Genomic DNA, 14,162 nt, shown 5'->3' on the forward strand with positions numbered 1-14,162 from the left:
TCACGATTCCTGCTTCTTGAGCATGACCGTCCCCAGGAAAAGAAGGATCGGTGCGGCCAGGGCAAGTGGAAGAAAGAACAGCTTCAGCTCCTCAAACCCGAGCCCCTTCCCGAAGGTCCCGCGGGCTATCAGGAGAAAATAGGTGGTCGGGTAGACGCGGCCGATGAGGGCCCCCACCCCTTCAAGAGAGCGGACCGGCTCCAGCATGCCGCAGAACTCGACGGCGGGGAGGATGGTCAAAAGCGCCGTGCCGAAAAGGGCGGCGATCTGACTCTTCATGAAGGTGGAGATGACCAGGCCAAGCCCGGTCGCGGCACCCACGTACAAGAAACCGCCAAGGCAGAGGGCGGCGAAGCTCCCCTTCAGGGGGACCCGGAAGATGAAGACCGCCTGGAGGGTGAGCAGCAGGAAGCTCGCCATGGAGAGGACCAGGTAGGGGAGCTGCTTGCCGAGCAGGAACTCCAACCTGGTCACGGGCGTCACGTAGAGGTTCACGATGGAGCCGAGCTCCTTCTCGCGCACCACCGAGAGCGCGGTGACGATGGCCGGGATCATCATCAAAAGAAGCGGGATCACGGCGGGGACCATGGCTGGGAGGCTCTTCACGTCGGGGTTGTAGCGGTAGCGGGTCTGGATGCTCGCCTGGGCGAGCGCCGGCGGAGAACTCAGGCGCTGCCGCGCCAAATTGGCGAGCCAGTGGGCATGCATCCCCTGCACGTAGCCGCGCACGGTCTCGGCGCGGGAGGGCATGGCGCCGTCGATCCACGCCCCGACGGAAACAGGCCTGCCGTGTTCGAGGTCACGTGCGAACCCCGGCGGTATCTCGATGGCAAGGGATATGTCGTTCGAGCGCATGCGGCGGTCCAGCTCCGCATAATCGCTAAGGGGGGGACGCTCCTTGAAGTAGCGCGAGCCGGCAAGGTTCAAGGTGTAGTCGCGGCTCAGGGTGCTCTGGTCCCGGTCCAAAACGGCATAGGTCAGGTCCTCTACGTCCATGGTGATGCCGTACCCCATAACAAACATCAGGATGACGCAGCCCAGAAGGGCAAGACAGAGCCGGACCGGGTCGCGGCGCAGTTCCAGCGCCTCGCGGTGGGCGTAACTGAACAGGCGGCGCAGGCTGAAGACTCGCCCTGCCGGAGTTCCGGGATCGCCGCAATTGGCGGCTGCAACGGTCTCCTGCGGTTCTTCTACGGCAAAGGCGCAGCCCATCGCGTCGGGCTCCTCGCAGGCCTCTTCCAGGTAGCCGATGAAGGCCTCCTCCAGGTCTGCGGCTCCCCTGTCCCGCACCAGCCGCGCGGGGGCGTCGCTCACCAGCACCCGCCCGGCATGCATGAGGGAGATCCGGTCGCAGCGCTCCGCTTCGTTCATGAAGTGGGTGGAGATAAAGATGGTGACCTGGTCGCGGCGGGCCAGGTCCACCATGATCTGCCAGAAGCCGTCCCGCGCCACCGGGTCCACCCCGGAAGTCGGCTCGTCGAGGATCAGCAACTCTGGGCCGTGGATCATGGCGACGGCAAGGGAAAGCCGCTGGCGCACGCCGAGTGGAAGCGCGTCGGGAAGAAAATCCATCACCTCCTCGAGCCCGAAGCGCCGCGCCATCTCGGCAACGCGTGAGGGTATCACAGACTCGGGAAGACGGAAAAGGCGCGCGTGGAGCACGAGGTTCTGGCGCACCGTGAGTTCGGAGTAGAGGGAGAAGGACTGGGTCATGTAGCCGACCCGGCGCCGGGTGTCGAGGTCGCCGGGATCGACCGGCCGCCCGAAAAGGCTCGCCTCCCCTTCGCTGGCGGGGAGAAGCCCGGTAAGCATCTTCATGGTGGTGGTCTTGCCGCAGCCGTTGGAGCCGAGGAATCCGAAGATCTCCCCCTTCCCGATCCGGAAGCTGACCCGGTCCACCGCGGTGAAGTCGCCAAAGCGCATGGTGAGGCCGGAGGCCTCGATAGCCGTTTCGGCAGCGAGCTCCCCTTCCCTCGCGGGGATGAGCACCGGCCGGTACCCCGCACGCTGCGCTGGGGGGAGGAGCGCGATGAAGGCCTCCTCCAGGGTACGGCTGGCGGTCTGCTCGAGGAGCTCAGCAGGCGTTCCGGTCGCCAGCACCTTCCCGGCGTTCAGCGCCACCAGCCAGTCGAAGCGCGCCGCCTCCTCCATGTAGGCGGTCGCGACCAGGATGCTCATGCCGCTTTGCCGGCTGCGGATACGCCCAATCAGTTCCCAGAACTGGCGTCGCGACAGCGGGTCGACGCCGGTGGTCGGTTCGTCCAGGATGAGCAGGTCGGGATCGTGGATCAGCGCGCAGCAAAGCCCGAGTTTTTGTTTCATCCCACCGGAGAGCTTGCCAGCAGGTCTGCCAGCAAAGGGGGCGAGTCCCGTGGCGGCAAGGAGTTCGCCGATGCGCCGATCGCGCTCGGCGCGGCCGTGGCCAAAGAGACGGGCGAAGAAATCCACGTTCTCGAAGACCGACAGGGTCGGGTAGAGGTTGCGCCCCAGCCCCTGGGGCATGTACGCGATGCGCGGGCAGACCCGCCTTCTGTGGGCGGGGTCGGCCATGCTGCCGCCGAGGACTTCCACCCTCCCCGCCTGCAGCCTGCGGGAACCGGCCACCAGGGAAAACAGGGTGGACTTCCCCACCCCGTCCGGACCGATGGTCCCCACCGTGCATCCTGCCGGCAGGGCGAGGGTGACGTCATCGAGCGCAACGGTCCTGCCGTAGCGGAGCGTTACCCTCTCCAAAAGGGCGGCGCTGCCGCCTTCCCCGCCCCCATCCTGCCCTGGAGCCTGCGGGGTCACCGGACTACCTTCTTGAGGTGCGCCGGCCAGGGGCGCTTCTCATCGAGCCGCACGTAGGCCATGCCGGGAAGGCCGGTCTTCACCTGGGTGATGTGCTTTTTAAGGAGCTCCACCGGGAGCTGGGCCCTCACCCTGAACATGAGCTTTTCGCGCTCGCTCGCAGTCTCGACTGTCTTCGGGGTGAACTGGGCCACGTCGGAGATGAAGGAGACGCGTGCCGGTATGACGTACTGAGGTGCCGCATCGAGTACGAGCCGCACCTCGGTGCCAAGTGCCACCCTTCCCGCCGCCGCGGTTGGCAGGAAGAAGGTCATGTAGACGTCGCTCAAGTCGACCATGCTTACCACCCGTCCTCCTGCGGCAACCACTTCTCCTGGCTGAGCCACGCGGTACTGCACCCGGCCGTCGCGCGGCGACTTGAGCGCTGCGTCCCTCAAATCCGCCTCGATGCGCTGCACCGTGGCGCCCACCGCCGCCACGTTGGAAACCTCGCCCAGCACCTTCTGCCGCGCCGTGGCCACGGCCGCCTCCGCCGCCGCCTCCTGGGCGCGCGCCGCCGCCGTCGACGCCTTTGCGCTGGCCAGGCGGGCCAGATCGTCATCGGCTTCCTGCTGTGAGGTGGCCCCCTCGGCGGCCAGCGTTCTGGAACGGGCCACCCTTTTGCCGGCCAGCGCGAGCTCCGCCTCGCGCTGCGCCACGACCGCCTGGGCCGCGGCCTTCTCGCTGGCGCGCTGGGTCATCTCGCTCTTCGAGGTGAGCACGGCGTTTTGTGCCTTGACCAGCTGTGCCTGGGCCTCCCGGTGCTGCGCCTTGAGCACCTCGGTGTCCATGAGCGCCACAATCTGGCCGCTTCTGACGAACTCCCCTTCCCTGACCATGATCTCCTGCACGCGGCCGGGGCTCTTGGGCCCGACGTCGATCTCGACCGCTTCGATACGGCCGTTACCGCTAACGATCCCCTCATCGGCGTTGCGACGCCCGAACTGCTGCCACAGGATCAGGGCGAGCAGCATCAGCACCACCACTGCCGCGACCTGGATCCTCCTGTTACCAAGGCCTCTCATGGCTTGGCCTCCCCCTTCGGAATTCCCCCCGCACGGGGACGGGATGCACCTTTTTCAGGCGTGCCTTCCTCCGCGTCCCCTTCTCCCCCCAGCGCTGCGTAAAGCTCAACCCCGGCAGAAAGCAGGGCGCGCCGCGTCTGCACCAGGGCCTGCTGGGCAACAAAGCGGTCCCGTTCCGCGTCGAGCACCTCGAGATAGGTGGCGGCCCCCGTGTCGTAGCGGAGCCTGGCCAGCCGGGTGCGCTCGGTCTGCGCGGTCAGCGTGGCACGCTGCGCCTCCACCTGCTCGGCCAGCCAGTGCCGCTGCGCCAGCGCGTCTGCCACATCGCGGAAGGCCCGCTGCACCACGCGCTCGTACCCGGCTACGGCCTCGCGCTCCCTGGCCCTGGCGAGCTCCAGGTTCGCCGCGTTGCGCCCCCCCTGGAAGATAGGGAGGGAAATGGCCGGGGCAAAACTCCAGGCGCCGCTTCCGGCAGCGAATAGCCCGGATAGCTCGCTGCTAGCCGTACCGAAGCTGCCGGTGAGTGCGATAGCCGGGAAGAAGGCTGCCCGCGCTGCGCCTATGGCCGCGTTGGCGGCCTTTAGGTCGTGTTCGGCGGCCATCACGTCCGGACGGTTGAGGAGAAGATCGGAGGGGAGCCCGGGGGCGATGGCCGCGATAAAATCCTGTTCCACCGCGCTCAAGGGGAGCGGCGCGAGGTTCACCGCCTCCCCCGCGAGGAGGGCCAGCGCATTCAGGTTAAGGGCGCGCAGCCGCATCAGCGCCGGGAGTTCGGCCCTGGCCTGGTTCAGCAGGGTCTCCGCCTGCACCGCGTCCAGTTTCGAAGCGGAGCCGACCTCGAAGCGGCGCCTGGCGATGCGGAAGGATTCTTCACGGCTTTGTATGGTGGCCTTTGCCAGGGAAACCCGTTCGAAAAGCTCGCGCTCCACAAGGTAGCTCTGGGCAACCTGAGCCACCAGGCTCACCTGGACCGCGCGCCGGGCCTCGATGCTCGAGAGGTACGACTCGAGAGCGGCCTCTTTAAGGCTCCCTACCCTCCCCCAGAAATCGAGCTCCCAGCTGGCAAGGAAGAGGCCGGTCTCGAAGAGGTTGCCTGTCATGGCCTGTCCGGTGACGGAGAGATCTGCCGGGGTGCGGGAGCGCTCCGCCCTGGCGCCGGCAGAGATGCCGGGGAGCTGGTCGGCGCGGCGGATGCCGTAGAAGGCGCGGGCCTCCTCGATCTTACGCCGGGCAACGGCAAGGTCCCGGTTCTGTTCCAGGGCACGAGAGATCAGGCGCTTTAATTCGGGATCAGCAAAGAAGGCGGTCCAGCCGGGAAGGGATGCGGCAGCCCCGTTGTCGTGCCCCGCTTCCGGGTAGTGCTGCGGGACAGGGAGCGCGGGGCGCTGGTAGGAGGGTTTCAGCGAGCAGCCGCACAGAAGAACGGCCAGGCAGAATAAAAGAGGCGTGGGAAAAAGCGGACGAGTGCGTGACGGCGCTTTCGGAGTCAGAGGGCCCGGCCGGGCGGAGGTTTGCCCCGGCCGGCAGGAAGGTTCGGGTTCCAGCGGGTCGCCGTCTTCCGGCTTCTGTGCCATGAATACGCTCCTCTGTCACAAGGAATTCTTCACAAGCTACAGCGAGGGCACCCCGAAGAAAATACACTATCTACGCTACGGGAAGCTCTCAGGTAAAACTATAAACCCAATCTAGTGTTTGAAAAGAAAGTGGACCAGATTTATCGGCCAGTCAGGATGAGGCTCCGGTGCCAGAAGGTAGTAAGCTGTGAGTAAAGCGGCAACGGCGATTACGCAGTAGAGGGTGATGCGTGCTCTGGACAACGGGGCTCCTTCCGGCCACAGGGAATTCGACGCGGTTCGCCCCCCTGCGCTGTACTTCGTCCCCGGGCCGGCACCGGCCCGGGGATATTTTCTGCCTTACTTGCTGCCGCCTCCCAACACCTTGTAGAGGGTCACCATGTTGTTCAGGCGCGCGAGGCGGGTGGTGATCAGGTTCTGCTGGGCCGCGTACAGCGAGCGCTGGGCGTCAAGGACGTTCAGGTAGCTGTCGATGCCGGTCTGGTAGCGGGCCTGGGAGAGACGGAAGGTCTCGGCAGTGGCGCCGGTCAGGGATTGCTGTGCCGCCACCTGCTCGTCGATGGTGCCGCGCTGGGCGAGCGCGTCGGCTACCTCGCGGAACGCGTTCTGGATCGCCTTCTCGTACTGGGCTACGGCTATGTCGCGGTCCACCTTGGCCACCTCGAGGTTCGCCTGGTTGCGCCCCCCTTCGAAGATCGGGACCGAGACGCTCGGCGCGAAACTCCAGGCCAGGTTCCCCCCCTTGAACAAGCCGGTGAGCTGGTCGCTGCCAAAGCCCACGCTGGTGGTCAGGGCGATGCGCGGGAAAAAGGCTGCGCGCGCCGCACCGATGTTGGCGTTGGCGCCTTTGAGGCTGTACTCGGCCTGCAGGATGTCCGGACGGGAGAGGAGCACGTCCGAGGGGAGCCCCGGCGCCACGTCCTTGACCGCGGTGAGAGCCTCGGTCAGCGACTTGGGGAGGAGGTCCTGCGGGACGTCGGAACCGACCACCAGGGCGAGGGCGTTAAGGTCCTGCGCCACCAAAGTGGTGTAGCGGGCAATGTCCACTCGGGCGGAGTCCACGCTGGTCTGGGACTGCTGCAGGTCCAGCGCGGAGGCGACGCCCGCCTCGAACCGGCTCTTGCTGAGCCGGTAGGACTCCTGCTGGTTCGCCAGGGTGTCCTTGGCGAGCTGCAGGCGCTCGAGATCGGAACCGAGCGTCAGGTAGGCGTTGGCCACCTGGGATACCAGGGTGATCTGCACGCTGCGACGCGCCTGTTCGGTGGAGAGATACTGCTCAAGCGCCTGGTCCTTCAGGCTCCTGATCCTGCCGAAAAGGTCGAGCTCATAGGAACTGATACCGACCGAGACGTTGTAGGAGTGCCCCACGCCACCGTTGCCGTTCTGGGCCAGGTCGTCGGCCGTCTTCTTGACGGAAAACGAGCCGTCGCCGGTGACCGTTGGGAAGAGGTCGGCGCGCTTTATCTGGTACAGGGCGCGGTAGCGGTCCATGTTCAGCACCGCCACCTTGAGGTCACGGTTGTTGTCCAGGGCGAGCGTGATCAGCTTCTGCAACTGGGGCTCGACGAAGAACTCCTGCCAGGGGATCTCCGCCAAGGGCTTCTGCGCAGCCGGCTCCGCCTTGTAGGAAGGGCCGTTGGGCCAGTTGGCCGGGACCGGAGCCGCCGGCTGGGTGTATTTGGGTGCCATGGAGGCGCAGCCTGAAAGGAACAGGAAGGCGGCCAGGGCAAGGGGTTTGGCTATCGCGCGTGTCATGCTAGTGCACCTCCGAAACGGGGGCGGCAGCGGCCTTTTTGGCCGTTCCGTGCTTCTTTGAGAACATCTTCGTCACCATGACGAAGAAGAACGGGATGAAGATAAGGTCGATGAAGGTCGCCGATAACAGACCGCCGGTCACCGCGGTGCCGATGGCGTTCTGGGCGCCGGCACCCGCCCCCTTGGTGAGAGCCAGCGGCAGCGTGCCGAAGAAGAAGGCGAGCGAGGTCATGATGACCGGGCGGAGCCTGATCTTGACGGCGGTGAGCGTCGCCTCGACAAGTTCGTGCCCCTGGTGCATCTGGTCCTTGATGAACTGGATGATCAGGATCGCGTTCTTGGTCGACAGACCAATGGTGGTCAGGAGACCGATCTGCAGGTAGATGTCGTTCGGGAGCACCCGCAGGGTCACCGCGGTGACCGCGCCGACAAGGCCCAGCGGGAGCATGAGCAGGTTGACGAACGGGATGCTCCAGCTTTCGTAGAGGGCCGCGACGGCGAGAAAGACCACCAGGAGCGAGATGGCGTAGAGGGCAGGCGCCTGCTTGCCCGCGTTCTTCTCCTCGAAGGAAAGGCCGGTCCACTCGTAGCTGATCCCCGGAGGGAGCTTGGCGGCCATGGCCTCCATCTCGGCCATCGCCTCGCCGGTCGAGATCCCCTTGGCGGCGTTGCCCATGATCTCGGAGCTCGGGATGCCGTTGTAGCGCTCAAGGCGCGGCGAGGCGTGCTCCCACTTGGCGGTGGCGAAGGCGGAGAAGGGTACCATCTCCCCCTTGTCGTTTCTCACGTACCACTTGTTGATGTCCTCGGGGACCATGCGATAGGTCGCGTCGGCCTGCAGGTACACCTTCTTGACCCTGCCGTTTTGCAGGAAGTCGTTGACGTAGGAGGAGCCCCAGGCCGTGGCCAGGGTGTTGTTGATGTCCGCCAGCGACACGCCCAAGGCACCCGCGCGCACGTCGTCGATGTTCAGCTTGAACTGCGGGGTGTCGTCCTGGCCGTTGGGGCGCACCGCCATGAGCTTCTTGTTCTGGCTGGCCATGCCCAGGAGCTGGTTCCTGGCATCCATGAGCGCCTGGTGCCCGAGGCCGCCGCGGTCCTGCAGCTGGAAGTCGAAGCCGTTGGCCTGGCCAAGTTCGACCACCGCGGGGGGCGAAAAGGCGAAGGCCATGCCGTCGCGGAACTTGGAGAAGGCGCCCATGGCACGGCCGGCGACGGCCGGTGCCTTCAGGTCCGGGGTGGGACGCAGTTTCCAGTCCTTGAGCTTAACGAAGGCGAGACCCATGTTCTGGCCGCGACCGGCGAAGCTGAAACCGGCCACCGTGATCAGGGAGTCGACGCTCTTCTTCTCGTTTTCAAGGAAGTGCTTTTCGACCTTCTCGAGCATCTTGATGGTGCGCTCCTGGGTGGCGCCCGCAGGAAGCTGGATCTGGCAGACGATGAAGCCCTGGTCCTCGTCCGGCAGGAACGCGGTGGGGAGCCTGAGGAAGAAGAAGGCCATGGCGCCGACCAGGCAGCCGTAGAAGATCAGGTAGCGCAGCGGCTTGCCGAAGGAGTTGCCGACGATCGACTCGTACCTGTGGCGCGCCTTATCGAACATCCGGTTGAACCAGCGGAAGAAGCCGCAGTACCACCCGGACTCGCAGGGCTCGTGCCCCTTGACGACCGGCTTAAGAAGCGTCGCGCAGAGCGCCGGGGTGAGGATCTGGGCGGTCAGCACCGACAGGATCATGGCGGAGACGATGGTGATGGAGAACTGGCGGTAGATGACGCCGGTGGAACCGCCGAAGAAGGCCATCGGGATGAAGACGGCGGAGAGCACCGTCGCGATCCCCCAGAGGGCCGAGGTGATCTGCCCCATCGACTTCACCGTGGCGTCGTGAGGAGAGAGCCCCTCCTCGGTCATGATCCTTTCCACGTTCTCGACGACGACGATGGCGTCGTCGACCAGGAGGCCGATGACGATGACCAGGGCGAACATGGTCAGGGTGTTGATGGAGAAACCGGCTGCGAAGAGGACGCCCAGGGTGCCAAGGAGAACGACCGGCACCGCGATGGTCGGGATCAGCGTCGCGCGGATGTTCTGCAGGAACAGGAACATGATGATGAAGACGAGGCAGACCGCCTCCATCAGGGTCTTCACCACCTCCTCCATGGAGATCTTGACGAACGGGGTGGTGTCGTACGGGTAGACGACCTTGGCGCCGGCCGGGAAGAACTTCTCCAGCTCGACCATCTTGGTCTTGACCCGGTCCGCGGTGTCGAGCGCGTTGGCGCCGGCGGCAAGGCGCAGCGCCATGGCGGCGACCGGCTTACCCTTGTAGCGGGCCAGGGTGTCGTAGTTCTCGGTGCCGACGTCGATCTTGGCCACATCCCTGAGCTTCACCGTGGAGCCGTCGGAGTTGGTGCGCAGCACGATCTCCTCGAACTGCTCCTGGTTCTGCAGCAGGGTGCGGGCGGTGATGGTCGCGTTCAGCTGCTGCCCCTGCATCGCGGGCATGCCGCCGAACTGGCCGGCGGAGACCTGCGCGTTCTGGGCCTGCAGCGCGTTGGAGACGTCGTTGGGGGTCAGCTTGTAGTTGTTCAGCTTGTCGGGGTTCAGCCAGATGCGCATCGCGTTCTGGGAACCGAACACGGTCACCTCGCCCACGCCCTCGATGCGGCTCACGATGTCCTGTACGTTGGACACCATGTAGTCGGTCAACTGGTAGCGGTTTAGGCTGCCGTCCTCGGAGACGATGCCGACGATCATCAGGAAGTTACGGGTCGACTTCACCACCTGGATGCCCTGCTTCTGCACCACCTGCGGCAAAAGCGGCGTGGCGAGCTGCAGCTTGTTCTGCACCTGCACCTGGGCGATGTTCGGGTCGGTCCCGGCCCTGAAGGTCAGGTTGATGGAAACCGCCCCGGCGGAGTCGCTCGTGGAGGACATGTAGAGCAGGTTGTCGATGCCGTTCATCTTCTGCTCGATCACCTGGGTGACCGTGTCCTGCACCGTCTGGGCGGAGGCGCCCGGGTACATGGCGTTGACCGAGATCTGCGGCGGCGCGATGGGCGGGTACTGGGAGACCGGCAGCGACTTCATGGCCAGAAGGCCTGCCAGCATGACCCCGATGGCGATGACCCAGGCGAAGATGGGTCTGTTTATGAAAAACCTGGACATGGAATAAGCTCCTTAAATCTAGAGGCGACGTTCTACGTTCTGCGTCTATACGTGGACGTCTGCTGTTTGCGCCTGTGTTGGTTCGCCGACTACTTCTTCTGGGGCTGCGCCGGGGCCGCCGGTGCTGCGGGTTTTGCACCTGCGGCTCCTGCCGCACCCTGACCTGCCGCGCCGGGTGCGCCGCCGGGGGCGCCCTGCCCTTCGGGGGACTGGAACGGCACCACCTTCACCTGGGTGCCGGGACGCGCCTTCTGCAGCCCCTCCAGGATCACCTTCTCGCCCCCCTGCAACCCGGAGCTCACAAGCCACGCGTCACCAACGGTACGGGCGACCTGGATCGGCCTCGGCTCCACCTTGTTCTCGGCACCGACCAGCATGACAACGGCCTGCCCTGCCGCGTTGCGGGTAACGCCGCGCTGCGGGATCAGGATCGCCGACTCGTTGATACCCTCTTCCAGGACGGCACGCACGAACATGCCGGGAAGCAGGGTCTGTTTAGGGTTGGGGAACGTCGCGCGCACGGTGATGGAGCCGGTGCTCTGGTCCACGGTCACGTCGGAGAACTTCAGCGAGCCGGCCGCCGGGTAAGCGGTGCCGTCCTCGAGCAGGAGCTTCACGCGGGCCTGGCCGGCCTGGTCGCGCTTCAAGAGCCCGGTGGCGAGGCTGCGGTTAAGCTTCAGCATGTCCGAGCTCGACTGGGTCACGTCGACGTACATGGTGGAAAGCTGCTGGATGGTCGCCAGGGCGGTAGGCTGGTTCGCCGTCACCAGGGCGCCGTCGGTTACGCTGGAACGCCCGATGCGACCGGAAATGGGGGCGGTCACCTTGGTGTAGGCCAGGTTGATCCGGGCCGTCTCAACGGCGGCCTTCGCGGAAGCGACGTCGGCCTCGGCCTGCTTCAGGGCGGCGTAGGCGGAGTCGTAGTCCTGCTTGCTCACCGCGTTGATCTTCACCAGCTCGCGGAAGCGCTCCTCCTTGAGCTTGGCCGGGAGCACGTTGGCTTCGGCGCGCGCCTCGGCTGCCTTGGCGCTGGCGTAGGCGGCCTGGTAGGTCGCGGGATCGATCTGGTAGAGCACCTGCCCTGCCTTGACGTCGCTACCCTCGGTGAAAACACGCTTCAGGATGATGCCGCTCACCTGGGGGCGGACCTCGGCGATCAGATAGGGGGAGGTGCGGCCGGGAAGCTCGGTGGTCAGAGCCACGCGCTGCGGCTTGACCTCGATGACACCCACCTCGGGCGGACCCATCGGCGGGCCGCCGGCCTGCTGCTGTTTCTTGCCGCACCCGGAAAGAAGCAGGGAGCCGCTCAGAAGAACAACGACGGATAACAACTGTGCCCTGTACTTGATCTGCATGAAAACACCTCGTTTGGTTGGTTACTGCCGTGAAAAGGTTTAGGCGGGCCGCGTGCGGGCCGCCGGTTATTTGCGTTTAAAGGAAACCAGGACTACGATGCCGCCCCAGGTAAGGGCGCACAGAATCAGACAAAGTTTCATCAGCATCGGTACAAACACCTCGTATTAATGAACGTTCAATCCACCTTAGCGACGCAGCGCGTCCCAGCAGGCACCCACCACCTGCTCGATCAGCGCGTCATCCAGCTTGACGAAACCCAGGATGTGATCGCGGCAGATGTCCACCAGCGGACCGAAGAAGAGCGAGAAGAGGATGGCCAATTCCAGCGGCTTGAAGATCTGCTGGGCCACGGCCTCGTCGAAGAGTTCGCTGATGACGTCCTTTCGCCCCTGCCCGAAGATCTTTTCGCGCCGGTGGTCCACGCCGTAGGGGGAGTTGTGGAACTGCTCGACGAAGCGCAGCTGCAGCGGCTCGCTGATCAGGTGGCGCACCAGCGCCGTCCCGATGTGCACCAGGCGCTCGCGCACCGGTCCTTTCTCGGGATACCCCTGCATCATGACCTCCACGAAGCGCTCCTCCACGTTCTTGTAGATCCAGCGAATCAGGTCGTCCTTGTTCTCGAAATAGCGGTAGATGGTACCGGCGCCGACGCCGGCCTTCTCCGCGATCATGGCCATGGGGGCGCCGTGGAACCCCTGCTCGGCCACGAGCTCCAGCGCCGCCTGGATGATGGCCTCGCGCTTCTCGGCACACTTGTCCGGTTTTTCACACTTCTCTGGTTTTTCCATCGTCTTCCCTCTATGCGGAATGAATCTTCATTCCTTATATTCCTCCACCCGCATCCGTGTCAATAAGGTATGCCGAAAAAAACGATTAAATGTGACAAAGGATCCGCAAGCTTTGCATGCAAGAGCGGCGTTTGACTCGCGGCTAGTTTTGGAGTAGATTTGCCCCCTTGGATCAACGCCGGCGCTATGCCTTTAGGAGATGGAGAACCATGATCGAACTGTTACGCAAACGCCGCAGCATAAGGAAGTTCACCGACGAGAAGGTGTCCACCGAGGCCATGGAGACACTGGTGGAGGCAGCCCTAAGAGCACCCGCTTCTCGCAGCCTCAACCCCTGGGAGTTCATCGTGGTGGATGACCCGCAACTGCTTCAGCAGCTCTCGCGGGCCAAACAGCACGGCTCCGAGTTCGTGGCGCGCGCCCCCTTGGCCATCGTGGTCTGCGCCGACAGCACCAAGTCCGACGTCTGGGTCGAGGACTGCTCCATCGCCGCCATCCTGGTCCAGTGCACCGCCCTTTCCCTGGGGTTGGGGAGCTGCTGGGCCCAGATCCGCAACCGCAAGCACGACGCCCTAAAGAGCGCGGAGGAGTACCTCCAGGAGCTACTGGGACTACCCGAGGAGGTGAAGGTGGAATGCATCCTCGGCATCGGGCACCCCGCCGAGCGCCCAAGGCCCCTCCCCGCCGACAAGCTGCAGCGGGAAAAGGTCAGGATGAACCGCTGGTCCTGAGACGGCAACAGCAGCGAAAGCACGCCAAAGGAAAGGCCCGCCCCTACAAGGGGCGGGCCTTTTTCCGTACGATGGCCAGGGTAAAAAAAGGGCACATCCCCGAGGAGGTTCAAGGGATGCGCCCAATAACACCTGTTTAGCCGCCGTTTATGTCAGATTTGATGTTTTGCAGAAGGGATTTGAGGGATTCGTCAAGCCTCTGCTCAAGCACCCGGCGCACCTCACCCTTCAGCTCCTGGGAGCGGCGTTGCGGATCGACAGCAGCGACCTCGGGCACCTCCTCGCTTTCGCCGGTAACCGGGCGCCCGCTCGGAATCTGCTCGTAGTGGACGTGTGGTCCGGTGGACCTGCCGCTGTTGCCGGAGAGGGCCAGCACGGTGCCCGCCTCGACCCACTCCCCGGAACGGACGTTCACGGATGCGTTATGGCCGTAGAGGGTGCGGTCGCCGTTATCGTGCGCGAGGATCACCGTGGCACCGTAGCCGCGGCGCTCCCCCGCGAAGGCCACCCTCCCGCCGCGCGTCGCCCGAACCGGCGTACCGACCGGCACGGCTATGTCGATCCCGCGGTGAAATGCAAGCTTGCCGCTCCCGAACGGGTCGAGACGCCAGCCGACACCCGAGGTCACCACGCCGTCGACAGGGAGGGTGCCGCCGGCGAACGCAGGGCGCGCTGCGCTGCACAGAAGGATCGCGAAGATGAAAATGAAGTAGCGTGCCGGCACTGGTGTTCCTGACCAAAAGTAGATGCGAAGCCCAAAGACAGGAAGCCATCATCAAGTTGCGTGCCAGTTCCCGCACCGTGTGACAACCGGCTGATTCCACGACCGTCTCTGTCGCCGTGGCTTCGGACGGGGACGCAGGTAGTGGAGAATATTCCCTGGGACTGCAGGATATTCGGCAATCGCCGTATTGGTACGGGGAGAGGGAGAGTGGACCTTG

The 14,162-nt window shown here is 64.8% G+C and carries 9 protein-coding genes; 1 reads left to right on the forward strand and 8 read right to left on the reverse strand.

Features of this window, described 5'->3' with window-relative positions:
• The 7 genes from rbbA to KP003_RS10265 all read right to left on the reverse strand — a co-directional run bounded on the left by rbbA (nucleotide 1) and on the right by KP003_RS10265 (nucleotide 12,490).
• The gene (gene rbbA / locus KP003_RS10235) at nucleotides 1-2,790 is read right to left on the reverse strand and encodes a ribosome-associated ATPase/putative transporter RbbA (RefSeq protein WP_275423246.1); all 2,790 of its coding nucleotides are present in this window, start codon (nucleotides 2,788-2,790) and stop codon (nucleotides 1-3) included.
• A complete protein-coding gene (locus tag KP003_RS10240; RefSeq protein WP_216498975.1) occupies nucleotides 2,787-3,854 on the reverse strand; it encodes an HlyD family secretion protein in 1,068 nt (355 codons plus the stop codon). Before KP003_RS10240 ends, rbbA begins: the two co-directional genes overlap by 4 nt.
• Nucleotides 3,851-5,428 carry an efflux transporter outer membrane subunit gene (locus KP003_RS10245; RefSeq protein WP_216498976.1) on the reverse strand — a complete coding sequence of 526 codons (1,578 nt, stop codon included), beginning with the start codon at nucleotides 5,426-5,428 and terminating at the stop codon, nucleotides 3,851-3,853. The genes KP003_RS10240 and KP003_RS10245 overlap by 4 nt, the downstream gene beginning before the upstream one ends.
• Nucleotides 5,429-5,767: 339 nt before the next feature.
• On the reverse strand, nucleotides 5,768-7,183 hold the full coding sequence (gene adeC / locus KP003_RS10250; protein WP_216498977.1) for an AdeC/AdeK/OprM family multidrug efflux complex outer membrane factor: 1,416 nt from the start codon (nucleotides 7,181-7,183) through the stop codon (nucleotides 5,768-5,770).
• A 1-nt stretch (nucleotide 7,184) separates the two neighbouring features.
• Nucleotides 7,185-10,346, reverse strand: a complete 3,162-nt coding sequence (locus tag KP003_RS10255; protein ID WP_216498978.1) for an efflux RND transporter permease subunit — start codon at nucleotides 10,344-10,346, stop codon at nucleotides 7,185-7,187.
• Between the two features lie 89 nt (nucleotides 10,347-10,435).
• Nucleotides 10,436-11,701, reverse strand: coding sequence for an efflux RND transporter periplasmic adaptor subunit (locus KP003_RS10260; protein WP_217300671.1), 1,266 nt, complete (start codon nucleotides 11,699-11,701; stop codon nucleotides 10,436-10,438).
• 186 nt (nucleotides 11,702-11,887) lie between these two features.
• Nucleotides 11,888-12,490 (reverse strand): TetR/AcrR family transcriptional regulator, encoded by a 603-nt coding sequence (locus KP003_RS10265; protein WP_216498980.1) that lies wholly within the window; start codon nucleotides 12,488-12,490, stop codon nucleotides 11,888-11,890.
• Nucleotides 12,491-12,699: 209 nt separating this feature from the next.
• Here KP003_RS10265 and KP003_RS10270 point away from each other — a divergent pair, with 209 nt between their 5' ends.
• Nucleotides 12,700-13,221 carry a nitroreductase family protein gene (locus tag KP003_RS10270; protein WP_216498981.1) on the forward strand — a complete coding sequence of 174 codons (522 nt, stop codon included), beginning with the start codon at nucleotides 12,700-12,702 and terminating at the stop codon, nucleotides 13,219-13,221.
• Nucleotides 13,222-13,357: 136 nt separating this feature from the next.
• Here the strand turns inward: KP003_RS10270 and KP003_RS10275 are convergent, their stop codons facing one another.
• Nucleotides 13,358-13,945, reverse strand: a complete 588-nt coding sequence (locus tag KP003_RS10275; protein ID WP_437178063.1) for a M23 family metallopeptidase — start codon at nucleotides 13,943-13,945, stop codon at nucleotides 13,358-13,360.
• Nucleotides 13,946-14,162 lie beyond the last annotated feature (217 nt).

It is taken from the genome of Geomonas diazotrophica (assembly GCF_019063885.1).
GTDB classification, from domain to species: Bacteria; Desulfobacterota; Desulfuromonadia; order Geobacterales; family Geobacteraceae; genus Geomonas; species Geomonas diazotrophica.